Below are 24,590 nucleotides of genomic sequence, written 5' to 3'. Positions count from 1 at the left end.
CGTACCCGGTGCCGCGCGTCCGACACGGGGTCCGTGCCGCACGGCTACTGCTTCTGCCGGCCGGGCAGGAACTCCTGCACCTTCGCCTTCAGCCCCTGCTTGATCACCGAACCACGGTCGGCGTCCCCCTTCAGGATCGACGCGGCCGTCGCCTCCATCTGCTCCCAGGTGGCGTGCGGCGGGATCGGCGGTACGGCGGGGTCGGTGAGGAACTCGATGACCACCGGGCCGTCCGCCTCCAGCGCGGCCCGCCAGCCCGACTCCACGTCCTCCGGCTTCTCCACCCGGATGCCGGTCAGCCCGAGCGACCGGGCGAACGCCGCGTACTGCACGTCCGGGATCGACTGCGACGGCAGGAAGGAGGGGGCTCCCTCCATCGCGCGCATCTCCCACGTCACCTGGTTCAGGTCGTGGTTGTTCCACACGGCGACCACGAGCCGCGGATCCGACCAGCGGTCCTGGTACTTCGCGGCCGTGATCATCTCCGCCAGGCCGTTCATCTGCATCGCCCCGTCCCCGACCAGCGCGAACACCGGCCGGTCGGGGTGGGCGAACTTCGCCCCGATCGCGTACGGCACCCCCGGCCCCATCGTCGCCAGCGTCCCGGACAGCGAGCCGCGCATGCCCGGCCGCATCGTGATGTGCCGGGCGTACCAGTTGGCGACCGAACCCGAGTCGGAGGTGAGGATCGCGTTGTCCGGCAGGAGCGGGTCCAGCGCCCGGGCCACGTACTCCGGGTTGATCGGATCGGCCGTCAGAGCGGCCCGCCGCTCCATCGTCTCGTGCCAGCGCTTCACGTTCGCGCACACCGTGTCGTACCACTCGCGTCCGCCGCGGTCCGTCTTCAGCAGCGGGATCAGCCGGCGCAGCGTCGACCGGGCGTCACCGACCAGGTTCACCTCGTACGGGTAGCGCATGCCGATCATGTGCGGGTCGATGTCGATCTGCACGCCGCGCGCCTTGCCGAAGTCCGGCATGAACTGCGTGTACGGGAACGACGAGCCGATCGTCAGCAGCGTGTCGCAGTCCCGCATCATCTCGTACGACGGCCGGCTGCCCAGCAGCCCGATCGGCCCCGTCACGTACGGCAGCTCGTCGCTCAGCACGTCCTTGCCGAGCAGCGCCTTCGCCACCCCCGCGCCGAGCAGCTCGGCGATCTCCCGCACCTCCGCGACCGCACCGGCGGCGCCCTGGCCGACCAGGACGGCCACCTTGTCGCCCGCGTTCAGCACGTCCGCCGCCCGGCGCAGCGCCTCGTCCGTCGGGGTCATGGAGTACTCGCTCATGCCCAGGCTGGAGGGCACCATCTTGAACTCGTGCGTCGGCGGGGAGTAGTCCAGCTCCTGCACGTCGCCCGGGATGATCAGGGCGGTCGGGCAGCGCCGGGCGTACGCCGTGCGGATCGCCCGGTCCAGCACGTTCGGCAGTTGCTCGGGCACCGTCACCGTCTCCACGAACTCCGAGGCGACGTCCTTGTACAGCGTGTGGAGGTCGACCTCCTGCTGGTAGGAGCCGCCCATCGCGGTCCGGTTGGTCTGGCCGACGATCGCCAGCACCGGCACGTGGTCCAGCTTCGCGTCGTACAGACCGTTGAGCAGGTGGATGGCACCGGGCCCCGAGGTCGCCGCGCACACCCCGATGCGCCCGCTGAACTTCGCGTACCCGACGGCCTGGAAGGCGGACATCTCCTCGTGCCGGGACTGGATGAACCGCGGCTGGTCCTCGGCGCGGCCCCAGGCGGCGAGCAGCCCGTTGATGCCGTCGCCCGGATAGCCGAAGACCTGTTCCACGCCCCACGCGCGCAAGCGTTCCAGGATGTGGTCGGCGACCTTGGTGCTCATGGAGAGACCTCCCCGGTGCAGTATGAAGCGGACGGTCCGGTCAGCGGATACCGAGTCACCTGCGAGGTGGACGGAAAACCTCCGGGCCCGTGCCGTCCCGGTGCCGTGGGGATGCCGTCCGGCGCCGTCACCCGGCCGGCCCCGTGTGTCCCGCGAATGGGCTCCGGCCGCGCGCGGTACGGCCACGCGCGGGCTGTCATGGCAGCGAGGGCACGCCCCGTGCCCCCGTACCAGCCCCCGCGCCTGCCGTACCCGGGCGCCGCACGGCGTCTCCGCCGTACCGGTGCGCCGGTGCCCGCCGTACCGCCGCAGTCCGTCCCGGCCCGCCCTCAGTCCCTCGCAGCCCGTCGTCAGTCCGCCCAGTCCGCCGCAGTCCGCCGAGGAGCCCCTCCCATGCGCCGCACCGCCCGCGCCCTGTCCGTCGCCTTCGCCGCCGGTGCCGTGCTCGCCGTCACCGGCCCGGTCGCGCGGGCCGTTCCCGGTGGCCCCACCGCCACCGCGTCCTGCGATCCCGTCACCGCGCTGGTGCCGGACACCCCCGACGGCACGTCACCGGCCGGCATGCCGTGTTCCGAGGGCGGGCTGGAGGGGGCGGTGCCCGACGGGGGCGGGGGCGGGCCGCTCGGTGCGGCACCGGACGGTGCGGGGGCCGACGGTGCCGGGGCCGCCGTCGTGGGGCCGGACGGCGCCGGTCGGCTCGGGGCCGTGCGCGACGGGGTGGGGGAGCCGGGGTCGGGGGAGCCGGGGTCGGGGGAGCCGGCGGCGGGGCGGGAGAGCGCCGGCCCGGTCGGTCCCGGTCAGGACGGGTCCGGGCGCGACGGTACGGGTCAGGTCGGCGCCGGGCCGGACGGTGTCGGGCCGGACGGTGTCGGGCCGGACGGTGCGGGGCGGGAGAGCACCGGGCCGGGCGCCGGCGGGCGCGACAGCACCGGACGCGAGGATTCCGGGCAGGTCGGCGCCGGGCGCGACGGGGGTGCGCAGGACGGTTCCGGGTGGGGGAACACCGGGCGCGACCAGGGGGCACGCGACGACCACGCGTGCCAGGACCCCCGCGGGGCGGACTGCCCGGACGGGCACGGATCGGCAGCCGTCCAGCGAGGCGTGGACGCGGGACAGGGCGGCACCTTCAACGACTCGGTGCCGGCGCTCGCCGCCGGCGCCGCCTGCCTCGCCGCCGCCTGCGCGGGCGCCGTCTACCGGGTGCACGGCCGCCGGCGCTTCCTGAGCGGCGAACCCCCCAGCGTGTGACCTGGGCAACTCCGGCACCGCCCATGGAGGGCCGTCCGGGGGGTAGACAGGTTCCCGAGAGCACCGCCCGGAGATCACGGGAAGACACACGGACTGCGCGGAGGCGGACATGCGGCGGACGGACCCCGGGGAGGACCACGGCCCCGTCCGCTACGGCCCGCCCCTCCCCGCCGACGGCCTGCCCGTGCTCCCGGAACTCTCCGCCGTACTGGCCTCCGCCGCGAGCCGTGCCGACGCCCAGCCCGTCGGCGGCGCCCCCGCCCTGCTGGAGGCCGCCTGCGGCTACTGGACCCGGCGCGGACTGCCCACGGTCCCCGACCAGGTGGCCGCCGGCCCCGGCGCCCCCGCCCTGCTGCTCGCCCTGACCGCCGCGCTCGCCGGCGACGGCGCGGACATCCTCGTGCCCCGGCCCTGCGCCGCCTGGTGGGCGCCGTACGCCCGGGTGCTCGGCCGGCCCGCCTACCACGTGCCGACCCCGGCCGAGAGCGGCGGCGTCCCCGACCCGTACGCGCTGCTGGAGACGGTGCGCCGGGTCCGCGCCGAGGGCGGCGACCCGCGGCTGCTGGTGCTGTCCGTCGCCGACGACCCCACCGCCACCGTCGCCCCGCCCGAACTGCTGCACGAGACCGTGGAGGCCGCCACCGCCGAGGGTCTGCACCTGGTCAGCGACGAGACCTGGCGCGACACCGTGCACGCCCCGCGCGAGACCGTGCTGCTCAGCCCCGCCGAGATGTGGCCCGAGCAGGTCACCGTCGTCACCGACCTGGCCGGCGCCCTGCTGCCGCCCGGCTGGCCCGCCGCCGTCGCCCGCTTCCCGCTCACCGGTGCCGGACGGCACCTCCACGCGCGCGTGCTCGACATCCTCACCGCCCTCGGCGCCCGGATCGCCGCCCCGGTTGCCGCGGCCGCCGGCTACGCCCTCGACGAACCGCCGCCCGTCACCGAACGCCGCGAGGCCACCGTACGGCTGCACGCGCGCGTGGCCGCCGCCGCGCACACCGCGGTCGTCGCCGCCGGCGCGCTGGCCCGGCCCCCGCAGGCCGGCCGCCATCTGTACGCCGACCTCGCCCCGCTGCGCGAACCGCTCGCCGCCCAGGGGGTCGGCGACGCACAGGAACTGGAGGACCTGCTCACCGCCCGGCTCGGCATGCCCGCGCCCGGCGGCCACCGCTTCGGCGACGACCTCGGCGCGCTGCGCGTACGGCTCGCCACCGGGCCGCTGCTGGGCGGCACGGACGAGGACCGCACCGAATGCCTCACGTCACCCGCCCCGTTGGAACTGCCCCACGTGCAACGCGCGTTGACCTCCTTGAGGTCGGCCTTCGACGATCTCCGCGACGCTCAGCGATGGGAGTCCCCTCGATGACGCAGCAGACGCATGAGCCCGGCCCGGCCACGACGACCACAACGACGACCTCAACGGCAACGACCACGGCGGCCACGGCTACGACGGCCACGGCCACGACGAGCACGAGAGCCGCCGAACCCGGCGCACCGACCCCCCTCGCGCCCCCGTCCCCACCCCTGGCCGAGCCCCGCCCGCTGGGCGAACACCGGGTCTGGCCCCGCACGTTCCACGACCGGCTCACCGCCCCGCTGCCCGGCCTGAAGGCCCTCGCCCGCTTCGCCCGCGAAGGCGCCGTGCGCCCCGGCGCCGACGGCCTCGCCGACATCCCCCGCCTGCCGTACGCACCGGCCCCGCCGCCCCGGACCGACACCCGCACCCTCGCCGTCACCTGGGCCGGACACGCCAGCTGGATCGTCCAGGTCGGAGGGCTGACCGTGCTCACCGACCCCGTCTGGTCCCGCCGCATCCTCGGCACCCCGGCCCGCATCACCCCGGTGGGCGTGCCCTGGGAGACCCTGTCCCGCGTCGACGCCGTCGTCATCAGCCACAACCACTACGACCACCTGGACGCCCCCACCCTGCGCCGGCTCCCGCGCGACACCCCCGTGTTCGCCCCCGCCGGACTCGGCCGCTGGTTCCGCCGCCGCCGGTTCACCGTCGTCACCGAGCTGGACTGGTGGGAGGGCGCGGAACTCTCCGGGGTCCGCTTCGACTTCGTCCCCGCCCACCACTGGTCCAAGCGCACCCTCACCGACACCTGCCACAGCCTCTGGGGCGGCTGGGTCCTCACCGCGCCCGACGGACAGCGCGTCTACTTCGCCGGCGACACCGGTTACGGCCACTGGTTCACCCGCATCGGCCGCCGCTACCCCGGCATCGACCTCGCCCTCATGCCGATCGGCGCCTACGACCCCCGCTGGTGGCTCAGCGACGTCCACTGCGACCCCGAGGAAGCGGTGCAGGCCACCCTGGACCTCGGTGCCCGCCGCATGGCCCCCATGCACTGGGCCACGTTCGTCCTGTCGGCGGAGCCCGTGCTGGAACCGCTCACGCGGGTGCGGACGGCCTGGGAGAAGGCGGGGCTGGAGCGAGAGGACCTGTGGGACCTGCCGATCGGCGGTTCAAGAATCCTGGACTGACGCGCGCCCCGCGCGAAGGCGCCGCCACGCACCGGGCGCCACGCTGAGCAGAACGGTCAGCGCCACCGCCACCACGACCCCCTCCCAGGGCTCCCGGAACAGCGAACCCCCCAGGATCCCGATCACCTGGTAGGTGGCCGCCCAGGCCAGACAGGCGGGCAGGTTCCCCCGCGAGAACCGCCGCAACGGCCACTCCGCCATCAGACAGGCCAGCATCACCGGTATCCGCCCCGCGGGGACGAGCCGGGACAGCACCAGGACGGCGACCCCGTGCTCCGCCAGCTTCCCCCGCGCCTGCGCGAGCCGCTCCTCCGGCGCCCGGGCCCGGATCGCCTCCAGCCACCGCGACCCGTTCTTCGACCGCATCCCGCGCCGCCCCAGCCAGTACAGCGCCGCATCCCCCAGGAACGCGGCCAGCGAGGCCGCCACGAACACCAACGCCAGGGAGAGCGGCGCCGTCTGATGGAACGCCACCACCGCCGCCGAACTCACCAGCGCCCCCGTCGGCACGACCGGCACCAGCGCCCCGATCAGCACCAGCAGGAACAACGACGGGTAGCCCGCCGCTTGGGTGTAGTCGGGCGTCACGGCTCTCGACGCGTCCGCGAGCCACGTCACCGCGCGACCTCCAGCCGCACGCTCTCCCCGTGCCCCAGCCTGTGCACCGCCACCCCGGGCGCGGCGGCCGCCGCCAGCCGCACGAACTCCTCACCCGGCGCGTGGAACTCGTGCGGGCGCACGGCGTCCATGCCGATCGGCCAGTACGTCCCGTAGTGCACCGGCACCGCGACCCGCGGCGCCAGCCGGGCCAGTGCCCGCGCCGCCCGCCCCGCGTCCAGATGCCCCTCCCCGAGATACGGCCCCCAGCCGCCCACCGGCAGCAGCGCCACGTCCACCGGCCCGACCCGCTCCGCCATCGCGTCGAACAGCCCGGTGTCCCCGGCGAAGTACGTGCGCGCCTCGCCCTGGACGACGTAGCCCAGCGCGGGCGAGCGCCGCGGGCCCACCGGCAGCCGCCGCCCGTCGTGCAGCGCCGGCACCACCCGGACCAGCAGCCCGCCCGCCCGCACCTCGTCGCCGGGTACCACCTCGGTGATCCGCAGGTGCCGCAGCCGGCGCAGACCGGGTACCGCCCGTGGTGCGCCCCGGGGCACGAGCAGGCGCGTGCCCGGGGCGAAACACTCCAGCGACGGCACGTGCAGATGGTCGGCGTGGAGGTGGGAGACGAGCACCACGTCGGCGCGGCGGGCCTCGGCGGGCGGCACGGCACCCCGGCGCCGGCGCAGATGAGCCAGCCGGCGGGCGAACAGGGGATCGGTGACCACCCGGGTGTTCGCATCCTCCAGCGCACAGGTGGCGTGACCCCACCAGGTGATCTCCACCGGCACCCTCTTCGCCTCCTTCACGCGACTCCCCGAAGCCTACGGGCAGGAGTAGGGTCGGCGGCGAAACCCGGAGGTGAGGGGGACGCCATGGGACAGCTGCGGGGTGCCTTCGGCGCGCTCACGACGGTGCGGGTCACCGCCATCGCGAGCCTGACGCCTCTGGAGGAGCTGGAGGCCGACCCCTTCCTCGTGGACTCGCGCAGCCAGCACGCCATGTGCGCCCGCTGGGCCGCCGAGCGCGGCTACGTGGTCGCCCGGGAACTTCTCGTCGGCGGTCTGCGTTTCGACCACTGCGCGCTCTGGGACGGGGTGCGGCCCGGGGTGGACGTGTTCGTCGCGCCCAGCCTCCGGGTGCTGCGCCGGGCCCTGTCGTCGGTGGAGGAGTTCACCGCCGAGTGCGCGCGCCGGGGGGTGCGGGTGGAGACGGTGGGACGGGCCGAGCCGGCGTACGACGCGCAGATGAAGGCACGGGTGCACCGGCGGCTGTCGATGCCCACGGCCGGCTACGACGGACGGTGACCCGGGAGAAGCCCCTGACGGCCCGCCCGGACGGGCGGCACCCCGTGTGACAAGGTGGAGCACGGCCCGACCGGGCCGGCGAAGCGAGACGGGGCCCGCCCGCCCACGGGGGTGGGGGAGGGCCGGGACACGAGGTGTACGGGGCGTGCGAGGGGTGCGGTGGCGGCGGATCGCCAGTCAGGTCGGGCGGAGCGTCGCCGTATGGGCGGTCTCCACGGTCACCATGCTGGTCCTCGCCGCGCTGCTGCCCGACTTCCAGCTCCAGTCCGCCGACGGTGACAGCACCACCCGGATCGCCGTCACCGCGGCCTGCGGCGCCGGCGCCTTCGGCATCCTGTCGGCCGTGGCCTGGCCGGTCCTGGTCCGACTGCTGCTGCTCGTCCCCGCGTTCGTCCTCGGCCTGCTGGTCTTCTTCCTCAACGGCTCGCTGCTGCTGCTCGCCCTGCGCGTCAACCCCTCCGGCCGCGGCGTGGTCGCCCCGGAGACCGCCGTCATCGTGGCCGCGGCGATGTCCGCCGTCGCCTCCGCCACCGGCGGTGCCCTCGCCGTGCGCGACGACGAGGCCTACCGCCGCCGGCTGCACCGCCTCGCCACCCGCAGCCGCCGCGCCCATCCGCCCTGCCCCACCGCCCCGGGCCTGGTCTGCGTCCAGCTCGACGGCGTCGGCCACGACGTCCTCGCGGACGCCGTCCGCAAGGGCCTGATGCCGACGGTGGCCGGCTGGCTGACCCCCGGCGGCGGCCGGCCGACGGCGGACGGCGGCCGCTCCTCCCACCGCCTCACCCCGTGGCGCACCGACTGGTCCAGCCAGACCGGGGCCAGCCAGCTCGGCATCCTGCACGGCAGTACCTTCGACGTGCCCGCCTTCCGCTGGTACGAGAAGGACCGCGGCGAGGTGATGGTCTGCAACCGGCCGACGAGCGCCGCCGAGCTGCAGCGCCGGGCCGTACGGCACACCGGCGACGGCGGCCTGCTCACCGTCGACGGCGCCAGCCGCGGCAACCTCTTCAGCGGCGGGGCCGGCGAGCAGGCCCTCGTGCTGTCGATCGCCACCCGCCGCCGCGGCCGGGAGAACCGCTCCCGCGCCGGCTACTTCGCCTACTTCTCCGACCCCGCCAACGCCGTCCGCACCGCCCTGTCCTTCGTCGCCGAGGTGGCCCGCGAGATCGGCCAGTCCACCCGCGCCCGCCTGCGCGGGCAGCGTCCGCGCGTCTCCCGGGGCGGCCTCTATCCGTTCGTCCGCGCCTTCGCCACCGTCGTCGAACGGGACGTCGTGGTCGCCGCGGTCATGGGCGACATGCTCGCAGGCCGCACCTCCGTCTACGCCGACCTGGTCGCCTACGACGAGGTCGCCCACCACTCCGGTCCGCACAGCCGGGACGCCGAGAAGGTGCTCCAGCGCCTCGACCGGTCCCTCGCCCTCCTCGAACGCGTCGCCGAACACGCCCCGCGCCCCTACCGGATCGTCGTCCTCTCCGACCACGGACAGAGTCCCGGCGAAACCTTCCGCTCCCGCTACGGCCTCACCCTCGGCGACCTCGTCCGGGCCGGCTGCGGACTGCCCGTCCCGCGCCGGGCGGAGCGGACGCACAGCGGCGCCGAGGCCCGCACCGCCGTCCGTGCCGCCCTGCGCCGGCCGGTGGAGGACAGGGCCGAGCAGCACCGGCCCGCCCGCCGCTCGGAGCCGATCGTGCTGGCCTCCGGCAACCTCGGCCTGGTCTCCTTCCCGGACGTCCCGCACCGCATGACCAAGGAGGAGATCGACGCCCGCCACCCCGCCCTGCTCCCCACCCTCGCCAACCACCCCGGCATCGGCTTCCTGCTGGTGCGCAGCGAGGAGCACGGCGGGCTGGTCCTGGGCGCCCACGGTGCCGAGATCCCGCTGGCCGAGCTGGACGACGAGCCCGGACCGCTGGCCCCCTTCGGCCCCGGCGCCGCCGACGCGGTCCGCCGCACCCACTCCTTCCCGCACACCGCCGACATCATGGTCAACTCGGCCTACGACCCCGTGGACGGCGAGGTCCTCGCCTTCGAGGAGCAGATCGGCTCCCACGGCGGCCTCGGCGGCGCCCAGTCCCGCCCGTTCCTGCTCTCCCCGCGCGATCTGTCCGCCCCGACGGCGGACGGCGGGGAACCGGCCGGTGCCGAGCACGTCCACCGCGTACTGCGCCGCTGGCTGGGCGAGTTGTCGGGCCCCCAGGTACCTCTCGTGCGGGACGTGGAGGAGGAGCGGGCCGCCTGATGGTCCGGCCCCCGGGTACCCGCGCGGCAAGGGTACCGGCGACGTCCTCGGCGGCCTGGCCGAGGACTTCCCGGGGACGTCACCCGCCGTTCACGCCGCGTGGGCCGGTCTTCGGAGTGCGAAGAGCCCGGATGTGATCGGATAGGGGGATCCGGGAACCCCGGAACCGCGACACTCGCGAAAGGAAGCATCGTGGCAACCACGCGCACCGCGCACACCGTCTGGGAAGGCAACCTGCTCGAAGGCAACGGAGTCGTCACCTTCGACTCCTCCGGCATCGGCCAGCAGCCGGTGTCGTGGCCCTCGCGCGCCGAGCAGGCGAACGGCAAGACCAGCCCCGAGGAGCTGATCGCCGCCGCCCACTCCAGCTGCTTCTCCATGGCCCTCTCGCACGGCCTGGCCGGCGCCGGCACCCCGCCCACCCGGCTGGAGACCAAGGCCGACGTCACCTTCCAGCCGGGCGAGGGCATCACCGGCATCCACCTCACCGTGCGCGGCGAGGTGCCCGGTCTGGACGAGGACGGCTTCCGTTCGGCCGCCGAGGACGCCAAGAAGAACTGCCCGGTCAGCCAGGCACTGACCGGTACGACGATCACGCTGACGGCCGAGCTGGCCTGAGGCCCTCACGGCCCGGGTGCCGCGCCCTGCCCAGGGGCGCGGCACCGCGCGCTCCCGGGGCACTCAGAGGGTGGCGCACACCGCGTCCAGCACACCGGCGTACGGCGTGCCGTAGTCGGTCAGCCGCACCCGCAGCCGTTCCAGGCCGTCGCGGTACTCGGTGAGCAGGCCGGTGTCGCCGGTCCGCGCGGTGAACTCCAGCACGGCCGGCAGGAAGTCGGGCAGTTCCCCGCCGCCGCACTCCAGGCCGTGCCGGCGGTACTCCTCCCGGAAGCGGACCAGGGACGTCCCGCGGCGCCGGGCGTCACCGTCGGGCCATCGGCTGAGGTAGAGGCCGTGCCGGTCCGCGAGGCCGAAGACCCGCACATAGTGCGCGGCCAGTTCCCGCCGCGGGGTGAGGGCCGCGTGGTCGGTGAACGCCCGCAGCTGCGGGGCGGCCTCGCGCAGCAGCGGCAGCCGGGCGATCAGGTCGTCGTCCGGATAGGTCAGGCAGAGGGCCGCCGCCTGGTAGAGCACCGCGTCCGAGGGCATCAGGCCTCCTTCGCGTCGTCGGACGTCCGCCGCCTTTCCGGGGCACCCCGTACTCAGAAGCTAGGGGCGGCCCCGGGAACGCACCCGTCCGCAGACCCGTACGGGTCACCCGGGGCTCAGAGCCGCTCGCGGTGCTCCCGCAGCAGTTGCAGCGTGCGCCGGGCGGACGCGGCCCGGGCCGTCATGTGGTCCAGCACCTCCAGGTGCGCGGCCACCTCCCGGCGCGCGTCCAGGTAGAGCGCGCCGGTCAGGTACTCGGTGAACACCATGTCCGGCAGCTCCGGCTCGGCGAACCGGAACAGCGTGAACGGCGCGTACGTCCCCGGGTGCGGGCCCGCCGCGAACTCGGCTATCTGCAGCGTGACCCGGTCCCGTACGGCGTACTCCAGCAGCCGGTCCAGCTGGTCCCGCAGCACCTCCGGGCGCATGCTCACCGGGCGCCGGAGCACCGTCTCGTCCATGATCACCCACAGGTGGGGCGGATCGTCCCGCTCCAGCAGCCGCTGCCGCTCCATGCGCAGCGACACATGCCGCTCCACCGTCTCCGGCGAACTCTGCCCGATCGTCCCGGCCTCCAGCACCGCCCGCGCGTACTCCTCGGTCTGGAGCAGGCCGGGCACGAAGTGCGGCTCGTAGGAGCGGATGATCCGGGCGGCGCCCTCCAGGCTGACGTACAGGCTGAACCAGTCCGGCAGCACGTCGTGGAACCGCTGCCACCAGCCCGGCTGGTTCGCCTCCTCGGCCAGCCGCACGAACGCGTCGGCCTCCTCCTCGGGCACCCCGTAGGTACCCAGCAGCACCTGCACGTAGGGGATCTTCAGCGCGACCTCGGCCATCTCCATCCGCCGTACGGTCGCCGACGCCACCCTGAGGACCCGGGCGGCCTCGTCGCGGCTGAGCCCCGCTGCCTCCCGCAGCTCCTGCAACCGCTTGCCGAGCACCACCTGCCCCACGGTGGGCGCAGCCCGCCGCTCACTCACGCCACGCCCTCCCCTACGCGCCGATCCGCGGGCAGCAGTCTGTCACGGCTCGCCGTCTCGCACACGTGCCCGAGGCGACCGACCGCCCCGGTTCCGGTCAACCCACCAGAGTGTGCAGGTACTTCGCGGTCGCCGGGTCCGCCGGCAGGAACGTCTCGATGGCGAGTTCCGCGACCGTGACGTCCATCGGCGTGTTGAACGTGGAGATGGAGGACACGAACGACAGCACCCGGCCGGCGTGCTCGATGCGCAGCGGCAGCGCGAAGTACGGTACCGGCTCGGCCGGTTCGCCGCCGGGCGGCTCCTGGGCCACCGGGTAGGCCGCCACCTCCTCGTACAGCGCGCGGAGCCGGTCCGAGCGGTGCAGGGCGATCTCCCGCTCCATCTGGGCCAGCAGGTGCCCGCGCCACTCCCGCAGATTCCGGATGCGCGGTGCCAGCCCCTCCGGGTGCAGGGTCAGCCGCATCGCGTTCGGCGCCGGGGCCAGCAGGTGCTCCGGCACGCCCTCCAGCAGCATGGCGATGCCCCGGTTCGCGGCGACGACCGTGTACCCGGCGTCGACCACCAGCGCGGGGTAGGGCTCGTAGCCCCGGATGAGCCGCTCCATGCCGTCGCGCAGCGCGTCCAGCGCCGGATCGTCCAGCGGGGTCTCCGGATAGCGCGGGGCGTAACCGGCCGCGAGCAGCAGGGCGTTGCGCTCGCGCACCGGCACCTCCAGCTGCTCGGCGAGCCGCAGCACCATCTCCTCGCTCGGCCGGGACCGGCCGGTCTCGACGAAACTGATGTGCCGCGCGGAGGAGTCGGCGCGCAGCGCCAGCTCCAGCTGGGAGATCCGGCGCCGCTCCCGCCAGGCGCGCAGCAGCGGGCCGACACCCTTGCCGGTGACGGCGGCGGAGGCGGAGGGACCGGACACGGCGAGAGGCATACCGCCGACCCTAGTACCGCCGGCGTGGCAGGCTGAACCCATGTCCGCCTTCCCCGCACGGGGACAGCACCGAAGGGAGCCCGGCCATGGCCGTCGAACCGCTGTCGCAGAAGGAGATCGAGGACCGGCTGGCCGAACTGCCCGGCTGGTCCCTGGACGGCGACCGCCTCACCCGCTCCTACCGGCTCGGCTCGCACTTCGCGGCGGCGGCGCTGGTCGTGCACATCGCCGGCATCCAGGACGAGCTGGACCACCACTCCGACCTCACCCTCGGCTACCACACCGTCTCCCTCAGCGTGAACACCCACAGCGCGGGCGGCGCCGTCACCGGGAAGGACTTCTCCCTCGCCCGCAGGGTGGAGGACATCGCACCAGGCCACGGGGCACACTGAGCGATGTGCTCGACTACGAGAAAGAAGCCGGCCACTACGACACCCTGCGCGGCGGCGAGGCCCGCGCCCACGAGGCCGCACGGGCCGTCCTCGGCCTGATGGCCGGCACGTCCGGCCGCCTCCTCGACGTCGCCTGCGGCACCGGCATCGTCACCCGGCGGATCGCCGCCGCGCGCCCCGGGCTGCGGGTGACCGGCGTGGACCTCACCCCGGCCATGGTCCGCAGGGCCTCGGCCCGGCTGCCCGGCGCGGTCGTCCGGGCCGACAGCCGCCGGCTGCCCTTCCCCGACGGCACCTTCGACGCGGTCACCAGCATCTGGCTGCTGCACCTGCTGGACGACCCCGAGGACCTGCGCGCGGCGATCGCCGAGTGCGCCCGGGTGCTGCGGCCCGGCGGGGTGTACGTCACCACGGTCGACAAGGCCGCCGCGCACAACGTCGGCAGCGACATCGACACCGTCCTCGCGGCCCGCCCGCGCCGCCCCGCCGTCGACGCCGCGGACACCGTCACCGCGCACGCCGTCCGCGTGGGGCTCCGCCCCGCCGGCCAAGGCTCCTTCCGCGGCACCGGACAGGGCCGCAGCCCCCGCAGCACCATCGCCGACCTGCGCCGCGGCTGGTTCACCCAGCTGCCGCCGGGTGAGCCGCGCACCGAGGAGTTCGCCGCGCGGCTGGCCGCACTCCCCGACCAGGACCGCCCCCGCCCCGACCCGCGCTTCAGCCTGCGGGCCTTCCGCAGACCGGGACCGACGGACGCTCCCGCCGGCGGCTAGGGCAGCTGCGGCTGTACCTCGAAGGTGCCCCACAGGCCCGTCGCGCGGAGCATCCGCAGGAAGCGGGCGCTGTCCGTCACCAGCCGCAGCCGGCCCCGGCGGGCCAGGACGCGGTCGCGGGCCCGGCACAGCACACTCAGGCCGGTGCAGTCGATGAACTCGGTCGGTCTGAGATCCAGGACGAGGTCGGGGCGCGGGCGGGCGGTGAGCGCGTCGAGCCGTTCCGCCAGGGCGGGCGCGGTCAGCAGATCGATCTCTCCGGGCAGCGGGAGCACGGTGGGGCCGGCGGGCAGGGCCGGCCCGGACGGCTCGTGGGTCTCGGACATGATCCCAGCGAACCGGGGCCGCGGGGAACCCGGTAGGGCCGGACGGCCCCACCCGGGTCCTGTGCGGGCCGGCCCCCTCGCGTCGGGCGCGGACACGGCGGTCAGACCAGGCCGCCGCTGCCGTAGGGGGCGTAGAGATCGAGCAGCCGGACCCGGGAGGCGTGCAGCCGCTCGGCGGCCACCCGGCCGACCCACACCGCGATCGTCCGGCCGAACCCGGGGTCCGCGGCGCACAGCGCGCGCACGGAGCCGGCGTCGAACTCCCAGGCCCGGACCGGACTCGTCGCCTCGGCGCCGAGCTGCCACAGGTACGGCGGGAAGTGCCAGGACCGGCCGAGGAGTTCGCCGTGGCCGAGGGTCAGGATGACGGCGGGCCGGCGGCCGGGCACCCGCGCGTCGAGGGCCACGGTGCCGGTGCGTACGATCCAGAAGCGGTCGGCGCGCCGGCCCTCCTCGAACAGCCGGGTGCCGGCCTCGAACGAGACCTCGCGGGCGAGGCACATCAGCGGTTCGCGCCGGCCGGCCGGCAGGGCTTGGGTCATGGTGGTGGCGGAGGTCATCGCTCCGGCTCCCTTCCTGGTGGCTCCTGCCCCCCACCCTGGTCGCGCCGGGCGCCCGCCACCATGGGTCGCATGGGCCCGGGGCCGGGGACCCTTCGGCCCGGGGACACGGGAGCACACGAAGAAGGGCCGGGCGAGGACGGAGGAAGGGAACGGGAAGGGCGCCACCCGCTTCTCGCGGATCCGGATTGCGCGGTGCACGGCAGTCGGCCGCTTCTCCGCGTGGTCGAACGCGTCCTTCCCGCTCCTACCAGCACACCACGGGAACCGTCGGAGCACCAGAGGGGTCAGGAGGCCGTGCAGGTCTTCCCGCCCAGCTCGAACGAGGCCGGCTTCCCGTTCGCACCCGACCGGCTCCCGGTGAAGCCGAACGCCACCGAGGAGCCCGCCGCCACCGTGCCGTTCCAGCTCGCGTTCTTCACCGTCACCGCGGGCCCCGACTGGGTGAAGCCGGCGTTCCACAGCTGGGCGACCTTCTGGCCGTTCGGGAAGGACCAGCCGAGGGACCAGCCGTTCCAGGTCGTCGAGCCGGTGTTGGTGAGCTGTACGTCCGCCTGGAAGCCGTCCGACCACTGGTTGGTGATCTTGTAGGTCACCGCGCAGGCGCCGGCCGGGGTCGGATCCGGTGTCGTACCACCGTCACCGCCTCCGCCCCCGCCGCTCGTGTCGGAGGTGTCGCCGTAGATCACGCCCCGGCCGTTGGTCGCGATGTACACGCGGCCGTAGACCCGCGGGTCGCCGGTGATCGCGGTGCCCGTCCAGCCCCACTGGTGGGCGTCGTCGTTGATGCGCGTCCAGGTCGCGCCCTTGTCCGTGGACCGGAAGATGCCGCGCACCCCGCCGATCCTGGCGCTGGTGTACAGCGTCTGGTACGAGGCTCCGGTCGCGGCCTTGCCGAAACCGATCGTGTCGGCCTGCTCGACGCCCGGCAGCCTGGTGAAGCTCGCGCCGCCGTCCGTGGAGTGCCACAGGCCGTACGCCCCGTCCGCGGCACCGCCCGCCAGCCAGATGTCGCCCTTGGTGCCGGGCAGCGCCTTGAAGCGCACGCTGTCACCGCTCGGCAGGCCCGTCGCCGAGGAGGCGGTGAAGGTCGCGCCGCCGTCGGTACTGACGTAGAACTTCCCGGACCTGAAGCCGTAGAAGGTCTTCGGGTCGACCCGGTCCGACTCCACGATCGCGCCGGACGGGATGCCGCTCGACGCCGACCAGGAGGTACCGAAGCCCGTCGTGTACTGCACACCCGCGCCGGCCGGGCTCCACACGAACCGGCTGCCGTCGGACGCGGCCGCCACCGTGCCGCCCCCGCTGACCCCCGGGGGGTCCGTGCCCGCGAACCAGTCGGCGCCGTTGTCCGTCGAGAACGCGATGTGCGGCCCGGAGTCGAGGTCGCCCACGCGGACGACCGTGTCCGGGTCGGACTCGGCGAAGTCCAGGCTGGTGGTCGTGGTGAAGGTGGGGGAGGTGTACATCATCGACGGCACCTCGGTGAGGTCGGTGTGCCGGAAGCCGCCGATGTCACCGAGGGCGCTGAACAGCCGGGCGCCGCCGGAGGGGGGTGCCGCGAGGTCGTTGACCGCCGTCTCCTCCAGGCCCCGCACCATCGGCTTCACCGTGAAGGTGCCGCCGCTGTCCCACGCGGACAGGTTCTCGGTGCCGTAGATCGTCGCGCCCGTCCCGTACATCATCCGGCCGGAGTCGAAGGGGTCGATCTCCAGGGACTCGGTCATCCACCCCAGTTTCGGCGTCTGTTCGGGCGGGGACGGGTTCGCGCCGAAGGTCAGCCAGGGGGAGGAGGACACGTCGACGGTGTACCGGTTCGAGCGGTTGGGGTACGACGTGTAGTCCCAGGCCTTCGTCCAGGTGCCGCCGCTGTCGGTGGAGCGGAAGATCTGCGTGTCCGGCCACCAGGAGCTGTACGCCGTCGCCATCACCGTGCCCGGGTGCTGCCGGTCGACGGTCAGTCCGCTGAAGCCGTAGGAGGTGTCGGCCTCCGCGACCGGGCTGATGTCCGTCCAGGTGCCGGTCGCCGTCGCGTACCGCCACAGCCGGCCCTTGCCGCCGTCGTAGGGGCCGCCCTTGTCGCTGTAGGCGAGGTACAGGTAGCCGTTCTCGGCGTCGAGGACGCCCTTGTGCGCCAGGTGACCCGTGGGCTGCCCGGCCAGCCGGGTCCAGGTGGCGCCCGCGTCCGTGGAGCGGTAGACGGCGTTGTCCTTGTCGGCGACCCCGACGTAGATCGTCTTCGTCGCGCTCCCGGCCGACCCCGTCGACTCGTCGAAGGTGACCCACACGATGCCCTGGTTGTCGCTCGCGTACCCCGTCGTGTCGCTCGGGTCCTGCCGGTAGGTGCCGGGGTTGGGGAAGTTCGTCACCTGCGACCAGGTCGCCCCGGAGTCCGTCGACCGCCACAGGCCCTTGCCGCTGGGCGCGCCCAGGTACAGCACGCTGTTTTGGTGCGGGTCGATCGCCAGCCGCTCGCCCATGCCCCGGCCGGGCATGTTGCCGCCCAGCTTGAACGGCAGGTCCGCCTTCTGCCAGCTCGCGCCCCGGTCGGCGGAGCGCAGCACCGCGCCGTTCGTCGGATCCCAGCTGTTGGTGTACGTCCCGACGGCCGCGTACACCCGGTCCGGGTCGACCTGGTCGGAGGCCAGGCTCACCACCCCGGTGTGGCCCCACTCGTTCCAGCCGACCGAGTCCAGCAGCGGGGTCCAGCTCTTCGTCGACTCCTGCCAGCGGTAGGCGCCGCCGATGTCGGTGCGGGCGTACACGAGGTTCTTCTCGGAGCGGTTGAAGACGATCCCGGGGACGAAGCCGCCGCCGTCGATCCGGGCGTTCTTCCAGGTGTACGTGTCGGCGGCGAGGGCCGTCTTCGGGGTGCCGGCGGCCAGTGCGGGCGGGGTGCCGGCGAGCAGCCCCGCGGCGAGGGCCAGCACGGCGGTGAGGATACGGGTTCTTCGCACGGTGGGGGTCCTTCCTGGAGGGGAACGCGCGACGACGGGGCGGCCCCCAGTGCGAGTGGGGGCCGCCCGTCGCGGTACACGGAGCCTTGGCGGGGACTGGTTATTCGAGAAGCTCCGCGTACGAGCCCATGGCCAGGGCGATGTCCGCCTCGGCCCAGAACCGGTGGTACGTGAAGACGGGCGCGGCGCCGCCCTTGAGGTAGGCCTCGATCTTCGACCAGTTGGGGTCGCTCTTGTAGAAGGACCGGAGCGAGGAGAACGTGGACGAGGAGTTGATCGCGTCGCCGTTCGGCATGGTGCCGGTCCAGCCGCTCGGCACGTACACGCTGTCACCGAACCGGCTGTAGTCGGCGCGGGTCTCGGGGACGGCGATGCCGAGGCTGTCCTGGTAGTTGTTCCACATGCCGTCCAGCAGCGCCTTCGCCGTGGACTTGGCGGCGCTGTCACCGGACTTGGCGGCGTAGTACGTCAGGGTCTTGGCGTACGCGGCGGCCACGCCGACGTCGTCGGTGTAGTCGGCGACGGTGACGTGCAGTCCGCTGTTGGAGCCGGGGTTCGACGCGTTCCAGGTGTCGGGCTGGCCCGACCACTGGAGGGTGGAGGGGATCCGGTAGGTGCCGTCCGGGTTGATCGTGGTCTTGGACAGCGCCCACTTCACCCACTTGTCGAGGACCGCCTTGGCCTGGGCGTTCCCGGTCTGCTGGTAGTACTCGGCGACCCGCTCCATCGACCACGCCTGGAAGCCGAACCACTGGTTGGACGGCGGGTCGTGGTAGACGGGCTGCCAGTCGTAGTACATGCCGTAGAAGGTCGACGCGCCGGCCGGCGGGCTTGCGTACCGGCCCTGCCAGCTGTTGGTCGCGCCGCCCGCGATGGCGCCCTCGGAGGACTGGAGCCACTGGTAGAACTCCAGCTGCCGCTGGAGCGACTTGCCCCAGTCGGTGGCACCCGTCGACGACTTGGGCTTCAGGTCGGCGTAGGAGCTGAGCGCGTAGGCGGCGAGGGGGTTCTGGTAGCCGCCGTGGACATGGCTGGAGCCGATCCGCCAGGCCCAGCCGGAGGAGGTGTCGGTGGCGCCGCCCCAGGCGTAGTACCAGGACAGCAGGTAGTGCGAGGCGTCCTTGCCGGTGCCGGCCGGGCAGGACGGGCTGGTGCAGTTGCCGATCTTCTTGAAGTACTTGTCGTACATCGCGTACCGGAGGTAGTCGCCCATCTTCGCGGCCTTGGCGACCGTCCCGGACACGTCACCGCCCTTGCCCTGCGCCTTCGCCCACACGTCGGCCCAGTAGGCGGCCTGCACCGCGCGCGCGTCCGCGTCCGGGGCGTCGGTGTACTTCCACTGCTTGGCGTAGGAGCTGTCGCCGGTGAACAGGTCCAGGTAGCCGTTCTTGCCGCCGTACTTGAAGGCGTCGCAGGTCGGCTGCGGGACGGTCTCCCAGACGGATTCCTGCGCACCGCGCTGGAAGGTGTTGATGTACGACGGTCCGGTGGCCGTGGGGCCGGCCTCGCACTTGCCGGGCTCGTTCCCGTAGCCGTAGACGTTGTCCACGTCCTGGATCCAGTGCATGCCGTAGACGTCGTCCGTGCCGTAGGCCGACTTCAGCTCACCGGCGATCGGGTCCGGGCCCACGGACACCGAGGTGTCCAGCTTCGCCGGGTACTCGTTCGGCGTGTCCAGCTCGGGGGCGTACGTCGCCGGCTTGGAGGCGTTGTAGAAGGAGTTGGTCGGCTGGTCGGCGTGCGTGGGGATCATGTACTTCTCCATGAGGTCCCACGCGCCGTTGAACTTCGACCAGTCACCGGTGACCTTGCCGTACATCGCCTGGAGCCAGAGAAGGTAGCTGTACGCCTCCGAGGTGGTCTCGTGGCCCTGGTCCGGGGCCTCGACGATCAGCGTCTCCACCGAGTGGTACGGGATGCCCTCGGGGGAGAAGTAGCCGTTCGCCGGGTTGGTGATCTTCCCGTAGAGGTCCAGGAAACGGGCGTCGTACGCCTTCGACGCGGGCAGCTCGGTGACCGTGACCGTCGCCTTGGTGTGGCCGGTGGCCGAGGCGGTGAAGGTCGCGCTGCCGGTGCCGGAGGAGTCCGCCGTGATGGTCACCGTCTGCGCGGTGTTCCAGTTCGACGGGGTGAAGGTCAGCGAGGAGCCACCGGTCACGGACAGGCCGGTGTTGCCGTCCGTGCGGGCCGTGCTCACGGTGACGTTCGCGCTCGGCTGCGTCGACAGCTTCACCGCGAAGGTGCCCGACTTGCCCTGCTGCACGCCGAGCTGGCCCGGCGAGGCGACCACGGCGGGGCCGGAGGCGACGGTGATGCCGACCGGGGTGGAGGCGGCGGACGCGCCCAGGCTGTCGTACGCCTTCGCCACCAGGGAATGACTGCCCACGGACAAGCTGGAGGCCGAGAGGGAGTACGGCGCGCTCGTGTCCGTGCCCAGCAGCGTGGTGTCGTCGTAGAACTCCACCTTGCTGATGGTCGCGTTGTCGGCCGCCGCCGCGGTCGCCGCGAGCGGCACCGCCTGCCCCTGCGAGTAGACCGCGCCCGCGCTCGGGCTGGTCAGCACGGTCACCGGCGGCTGGTGGGCGCCGGCGCAGGTGGTGCCGTTGACGGCGAAGGAGGTGGGGGCGGTGTTGGTGCCGCTGTAGGTGAACTGGGCACCGGTGGAGACGGCGGCGCCCGCCGCGATGGTGCCGTTGTACGAGGCGTTCTTCGCGGTGACCGTCTGGCCGGACTGCGACCAGGTGCCGTTCCAGCCGCTCGTCAGCTTCTGGTTGCCCGAGTAGGCGTACGTCAGCGTCCAGCCGTCGATGGTGTCCGTGCCGCGGTTGGTGATCGTGAGGTCGGCCGTGAAGCCCGAACCCCAGTCGTTGGTCTTGTAGTCGACGCTGCACTGCACGGACGCCGCGTGGGCGGCGGTGTTTCCGGTGGCGACCATCGACAGGGGCAGGGCGAACGCGGCGGCCACCGCGGTCCACAGCCGGCGCACCGTTCTGCGTTTGCGTCCGGGATCCATGTGCTGGTTCCTCCTTGCGGGCAGGCGGCTCGGGGAGAAGTCAAGGCTTGAACCAGTGGGAGCGCTCCCATAGTGGGGACGGGGCCAGGGGCGGTCAAGGTGCTTGAAGAGTCGAAAAGATTCGACGGATCCGGTTGCGGAAAAGTCAAGCAACTCCCCTGGGCATTCGAGCCACTTGGCGCTACCTTCACTCGCACCAGTGGGAGCGATTCCGTTCAGTCGACGCGTCCGTCACGGCGCGCCACACTGCAAGGAGTCGCTCATGCGACACCCCCCGCGTTCAGTACTTTTAGCCGTCGTCGGGGCGGCCGCGCTCGCGTCGAGCGTGCTCGCCCCGGCGGTCTCGGCCCAGGCGGCCACGCCCGCGTGCACGGTGGAGTACGCCGTCACCAGCCAGTGGGACGGCGGCTTCCAGGGCTCAGTGAAGATCACCAACAACCGGACCGCGCTGAGCGGTTGGAAACTCACCTTCGACCTCGCCGGCGGGCAGAAGGTCACCCAGGGCTGGAACGCCGCGTGGTCCCAGTCCGGCACCACCGTGACCGCGGCCAACGAGAGCTGGAACGGCACGCTCGGCACCGGCGCGAGCGTCAGCGCCGGGTTCCTCGCCTCCTGGTCGGGCGGCAACACCGCGCCCGCCGTGTTCAAGCTCAACGGCACCACCTGCAACGTCGACAGCGAGCCGACCGACCCGCCGCCGACCGACCCGCCCCCGGCCGGCGGCACCGCGCCCGCCCTGCACGTCTCCGGCAACAAGTTCGCCGACGCGGGCGGCAGGACCCGTCGCCTGCTCGGCGTCAACCGCTCCGGCGGCGAGTTCATGTGCGTGCAGGGCTACGGCATCTGGGACGGCCCGGTGGACGACGCGGCGATCAAGGCGATCGCCGACTGGAAGGCCGACGCCGTCCGCATCCCGCTCAACGAGGAGTGCTGGCTGGGCCTTTCGAACATCAAGCCCGAGTACGGCGGTGCGAACTACATCGCCGCCGTCAAGGACCTGGTGGCTCGCGTCGAGGCGCACGGCATGACCCCGATCGTCGAACTGCACTGGTCCTACGGCCAGTACACCGGGAACTCGGCCGGCTGCTCCGACGTGCACGCCACCTGTCAGAAACCGATGCCCGACATGCGGTACGCCCCCGCGTTCTGGGCGTCGGTGGCGAACACCTTCAAGGACGACCGGGCGACCGTGTTCGACCTGTTCAACGAGCCCTACCCGGACCGGGCGACCGCCGGCACCACGGACGCCTGGAAGTGCTGGCGGGACGGCGGCACCTGCCCCGGGATCTCCTACGAGGTCGCCGGCATGCAGGACCTCGTGGACAGCATCCGGGCCACCGGCGCCGAGAACGTCATCATGGCCGGCGGGCTCGCGTACGCGAACGACCTCAGCCAGTGGACCACGTACCGGCCCACAGACCCGGCCGGCAATCTCGCCGCCGCGTACCACGTCTACAACTTCAACACCTGCTCGACCGAGAGCTGCTGGAACTCCACGCTCGCCCCGGTGGCCGCCCAGGTGCCGCTGGTCGCCGGGGAGATCGGTGAGAACACCTGCGCGCACGGGTTCACCGACCAGGTCATGAAGTGGTTCGACGACCGGAACCTGTCGTACCTGGGCTGGACCTGGAACACCTGGGACTGCTCCTCCGGGCCGTCCCTGATCTCCGCCTACGACGGCACGCCCACCGCGTACGGCATCGGGCTGCGCGACCACCTGCGCGCCCTCAACCCGTAGACCCGACCCGTGGATCGATCCGTAGACCGGCCCATGGGCCCAACCCATAGATCCGACCCATATATCCATAGATCCGACCCGTAGATCCCAACGGAACACCGAAGGAACCCGCACTCATGAGTCGTACCACCCACACCACACTGCTGGTGGCCCTGGGGCTTCTCGCCGGCGCCTCCGGCACGGCGTTCGCGGCCCTGCCCTCCGGCTCCGCCTCCGCCGCCGCCGCGCCCTGCGTCGTCGACTACAAGATCCAGAGCCAGTGGGACACCGGCTTCACCGCCGCCGTGACCCTCACCAACAACGGCGCCGCCAAGTCGAGCTGGGCGCTGAAGTGGACGTTCGGCGGCACCCAGAAGGTCACCAGCGGCTGGAGCGCGAAGATCACCCAGAGCGGTACCGCGGTCACCGCCGCCAACGAGAGCTACAACGGCACGCTCGCGACCGGCGGCACGGTCAGCTTCGGCTTCAACGGCTCCTACAGCGGAACCAACTCCGTCCCCGCCACGTTCACGCTCGACGGCGTCACCTGCAACGTCGACGGCGGCACCGGGGGCAGCACCGGCGGCAGCACCGGGGGCAGCACGGGCGGAGACACGGGAGGCAGCACCGGTGGCAGCACCGGTGGCAGCACCGGTGGAGACACGGGAGGCAGCACCGGTGGCAGCACCGGCGGCGGAGGCGACGGGGGCACCGGCAGCCGCGCCGACAACCCCTACGCCGGCGCCAAGGGCTACGTGAACCCCGAGTGGTCGGCCAAGGCCGCCGCCGAGCCGGGCGGCAGCCGTGTCGCCAACCAGCCCACCGCGGTCTGGCTCGACCGGATCGCCGCCATCAACGGCGTCAACGGCGGCATGGGCCTGCGCGCCCACCTGGACGAGGCACTGAAGCAGAAGGGCTCCGGCGAGCTGGTCGTCCAGCTGGTCATCTACGATCTGCCCGGCCGCGACTGCTCCGCCCTCGCCTCCAACGGCGAACTGGGGCCGAACGACATCGACAAGTACAAGACCCAGTACATCGACCCGATCGCGTCGATCCTCTCCGACGCCAAGTACGCGGGCCTGCGGATCGCCACCGTCATCGAACCGGACTCGCTGCCCAACCTGGTCACCAACGCGGGCGGCACCGCCGGCAGCACCGACGCCTGCGCGACCATGAAGTCCAACGGCAACTACGAGAAGGGCGTCAGCTACGCCCTGGACAAGCTGGGCGCCATCCCGAACGTCTACAACTACATCGACGCCGGCCACCACGCCTGGCTCGGCTGGGACTCCAACCTCGGGCCCACCGTCCAGGAGTTCTACAAGGTCGCCACCACCAACGGCGCGAGCCCGAGCGACGTGACCGGCTTCATCGTCAACACGGCCAACTACGGCGCCACCAAGGAGCCGTACTTCAAGGTCACCGACAGCGTCAACGGGCAGACCGTGCGCCAGTCGAAGTGGGTCGACTGGAACCAGTACGTGGACGAGCAGTCCTTCGCCCAGGCGCTGCGCGACAAGCTGGTCTCGGCCGGGTTCAACAGCAACCTCGGCATGCTGATCGACACCTCCCGCAACGGCTGGGGCGGCTCCGCCCGGCCCACCAAGTCCGGCCCGCTGACCTCCGTCGACGACTACGTCAACGGCAGCCGCATCGACCGGCGCGTCCACGCCGGCAACTGGTGCAACCAGAACGGTGCCGGCCTCGGCGAACGGCCGACCGCGGCCCCGGCGGCGGGGATCGACGCCTACGTGTGGATCAAGCCCCCGGGGGAGTCGGACGGAGCCAGCTCCGCCATCGACAACGACGAGGGCAAGGGCTTCGACCGGATGTGCGACCCGACCTACGGCGGCAACGCCCGCAACGGCAACAACCCCAGCGGCGCGCTGCCGAACGCACCGCTGGCCGGGCACTGGTTCTCCACCCAGTTCCAGCAGCTGATGCAGAACGCCTACCCGCCGCTGTCCTGACGCGGTGACCCCGCCGGGACCCGGGTGCCACCCGCCCGGGCCCCGGCGGACACGGCATCCCGCTTTGCCGGAACGGCAACGGAAGTGGCCTCCGCCCGGTGTGCCG

Annotated in this window: 20 protein-coding genes; 10 read left to right on the top strand and 10 right to left on the bottom strand. The window is 73.1% G+C overall.

Annotated elements, in window-relative coordinates:
• Window positions 1-44: 44 nt before the first annotated feature.
• Window positions 45-1,841 (bottom strand): thiamine pyrophosphate-requiring protein, encoded by a 1,797-nt coding sequence (locus tag IEZ20_RS33495; protein WP_189305706.1) that lies wholly within the window; start codon window positions 1,839-1,841, stop codon window positions 45-47.
• Window positions 1,842-2,234: 393 nt separating this feature from the next.
• Between IEZ20_RS33495 and IEZ20_RS33490 the strand changes: the two genes are divergently transcribed.
• The 3 genes from IEZ20_RS33490 to IEZ20_RS33480 all read left to right on the top strand — a co-directional run bounded on the left by IEZ20_RS33490 (window position 2,235) and on the right by IEZ20_RS33480 (window position 5,576).
• Window positions 2,235-3,089: a hypothetical protein gene (locus IEZ20_RS33490; RefSeq protein WP_189305704.1), complete on the top strand. Its 855-nt coding sequence runs from the start codon at window positions 2,235-2,237 to the stop codon at window positions 3,087-3,089.
• 109 nt (window positions 3,090-3,198) lie between these two features.
• Complete coding sequence (locus IEZ20_RS33485; protein WP_189305702.1) at window positions 3,199-4,455, top strand: aminotransferase class I/II-fold pyridoxal phosphate-dependent enzyme; 1,257 nt, start codon at window positions 3,199-3,201, stop codon at window positions 4,453-4,455.
• Entirely contained in the window at window positions 4,452-5,576 is a 1,125-nt protein-coding gene (locus IEZ20_RS33480; protein WP_189305700.1) for an MBL fold metallo-hydrolase, read from the top strand. Before IEZ20_RS33485 ends, IEZ20_RS33480 begins: the two co-directional genes overlap by 4 nt.
• Here IEZ20_RS33480 and IEZ20_RS33475 read toward each other — a convergent pair.
• Together IEZ20_RS33475 and IEZ20_RS33470 are read right to left on the bottom strand one after the other, a co-directional pair.
• Window positions 5,559-6,194, bottom strand: coding sequence for a DedA family protein (locus tag IEZ20_RS33475; RefSeq protein ID WP_189305698.1), 636 nt, complete (start codon window positions 6,192-6,194; stop codon window positions 5,559-5,561). The two genes, IEZ20_RS33480 and IEZ20_RS33475, sit on opposite strands and share 18 nt — an antisense overlap.
• On the bottom strand, window positions 6,191-6,964 hold the full coding sequence (locus IEZ20_RS33470; protein WP_189305826.1) for an MBL fold metallo-hydrolase: 774 nt from the start codon (window positions 6,962-6,964) through the stop codon (window positions 6,191-6,193). The genes IEZ20_RS33475 and IEZ20_RS33470 overlap by 4 nt, the downstream gene beginning before the upstream one ends.
• An 84-nt stretch (window positions 6,965-7,048) precedes the next feature.
• Between IEZ20_RS33470 and IEZ20_RS33465 the strand changes: the two genes are divergently transcribed.
• The 3 genes from IEZ20_RS33465 to IEZ20_RS33455 all read left to right on the top strand — a co-directional run bounded on the left by IEZ20_RS33465 (window position 7,049) and on the right by IEZ20_RS33455 (window position 10,340).
• Window positions 7,049-7,480: a hypothetical protein gene (locus IEZ20_RS33465; protein ID WP_189305696.1), complete on the top strand. Its 432-nt coding sequence runs from the start codon at window positions 7,049-7,051 to the stop codon at window positions 7,478-7,480.
• A 145-nt stretch (window positions 7,481-7,625) separates the two neighbouring features.
• On the top strand, window positions 7,626-9,722 hold the full coding sequence (locus IEZ20_RS33460; protein WP_189305694.1) for a phage holin family protein: 2,097 nt from the start codon (window positions 7,626-7,628) through the stop codon (window positions 9,720-9,722).
• Between the two features lie 192 nt (window positions 9,723-9,914).
• Window positions 9,915-10,340, top strand: a complete 426-nt coding sequence (locus tag IEZ20_RS33455; protein ID WP_189305691.1) for an OsmC family protein — start codon at window positions 9,915-9,917, stop codon at window positions 10,338-10,340.
• A gap of 63 nt (window positions 10,341-10,403) precedes the next feature.
• On the opposite strand, the gene narJ is transcribed toward IEZ20_RS33455, so the two are convergent.
• The 3 genes from narJ to IEZ20_RS33440 form a co-directional block, all read right to left on the bottom strand.
• Window positions 10,404-10,871, bottom strand: a complete 468-nt coding sequence (gene narJ, locus IEZ20_RS33450; protein WP_189305689.1) for a nitrate reductase molybdenum cofactor assembly chaperone — start codon at window positions 10,869-10,871, stop codon at window positions 10,404-10,406.
• A 116-nt stretch (window positions 10,872-10,987) separates the two neighbouring features.
• A complete protein-coding gene (locus IEZ20_RS33445) occupies window positions 10,988-11,851 on the bottom strand; it encodes a Sco1979 family transcriptional regulator (protein ID WP_189305686.1) in 864 nt (287 codons plus the stop codon).
• A 97-nt stretch (window positions 11,852-11,948) separates the two neighbouring features.
• Window positions 11,949-12,776: a helix-turn-helix domain-containing protein gene (locus tag IEZ20_RS33440; protein WP_189305684.1), complete on the bottom strand. Its 828-nt coding sequence runs from the start codon at window positions 12,774-12,776 to the stop codon at window positions 11,949-11,951.
• An 86-nt stretch (window positions 12,777-12,862) separates the two neighbouring features.
• Here IEZ20_RS33440 and IEZ20_RS33435 point away from each other — a divergent pair, with 86 nt between their 5' ends.
• Window positions 12,863-13,168, top strand: a complete 306-nt coding sequence (locus tag IEZ20_RS33435) for a 4a-hydroxytetrahydrobiopterin dehydratase (RefSeq protein ID WP_189305682.1) — start codon at window positions 12,863-12,865, stop codon at window positions 13,166-13,168.
• A gap of 5 nt (window positions 13,169-13,173) precedes the next feature.
• Complete coding sequence (locus tag IEZ20_RS33430) at window positions 13,174-13,941, top strand: class I SAM-dependent methyltransferase (protein ID WP_189305680.1); 768 nt, start codon at window positions 13,174-13,176, stop codon at window positions 13,939-13,941.
• Here IEZ20_RS33430 and IEZ20_RS33425 read toward each other — a convergent pair.
• The 4 genes from IEZ20_RS33425 to IEZ20_RS33410 all read right to left on the bottom strand — a co-directional run bounded on the left by IEZ20_RS33425 (window position 13,938) and on the right by IEZ20_RS33410 (window position 20,797).
• Window positions 13,938-14,267: an STAS domain-containing protein gene (locus IEZ20_RS33425; protein WP_189305678.1), complete on the bottom strand. Its 330-nt coding sequence runs from the start codon at window positions 14,265-14,267 to the stop codon at window positions 13,938-13,940. The two genes, IEZ20_RS33430 and IEZ20_RS33425, sit on opposite strands and share 4 nt — an antisense overlap.
• 101 nt (window positions 14,268-14,368) lie before the next feature.
• Entirely contained in the window at window positions 14,369-14,827 is a 459-nt protein-coding gene (locus IEZ20_RS33420) for a cyclic nucleotide-binding domain-containing protein (protein WP_189305676.1), read from the bottom strand.
• A 287-nt stretch (window positions 14,828-15,114) separates the two neighbouring features.
• On the bottom strand, window positions 15,115-17,784 hold the full coding sequence (locus IEZ20_RS33415) for a cellulose binding domain-containing protein (RefSeq protein ID WP_189305674.1): 2,670 nt from the start codon (window positions 17,782-17,784) through the stop codon (window positions 15,115-15,117).
• 100 nt (window positions 17,785-17,884) lie between these two features.
• Window positions 17,885-20,797, bottom strand: coding sequence for a glycoside hydrolase family 48 protein (locus tag IEZ20_RS33410; protein WP_189305671.1), 2,913 nt, complete (start codon window positions 20,795-20,797; stop codon window positions 17,885-17,887).
• Between the two features lie 262 nt (window positions 20,798-21,059).
• Here IEZ20_RS33410 and IEZ20_RS33405 point away from each other — a divergent pair, with 262 nt between their 5' ends.
• Both IEZ20_RS33405 and IEZ20_RS33400 read left to right on the top strand, forming a co-directional pair.
• Complete coding sequence (locus IEZ20_RS33405; RefSeq protein ID WP_189305669.1) at window positions 21,060-22,535, top strand: cellulose binding domain-containing protein; 1,476 nt, start codon at window positions 21,060-21,062, stop codon at window positions 22,533-22,535.
• Window positions 22,536-22,651: 116 nt separating this feature from the next.
• The gene (locus IEZ20_RS33400; protein WP_189305667.1) at window positions 22,652-24,484 is read left to right on the top strand and encodes a glycoside hydrolase family 6 protein; all 1,833 of its coding nucleotides are present in this window, start codon (window positions 22,652-22,654) and stop codon (window positions 24,482-24,484) included.
• Window positions 24,485-24,590 lie beyond the last annotated feature (106 nt).

The organism is Streptomyces cinerochromogenes, from assembly GCF_014648635.1.
GTDB lineage: Bacteria > Actinomycetota > Actinomycetes > Streptomycetales > Streptomycetaceae > Streptomyces > Streptomyces cinerochromogenes.
This window is presented reverse-complemented; position numbering and strand designations above follow the sequence as displayed.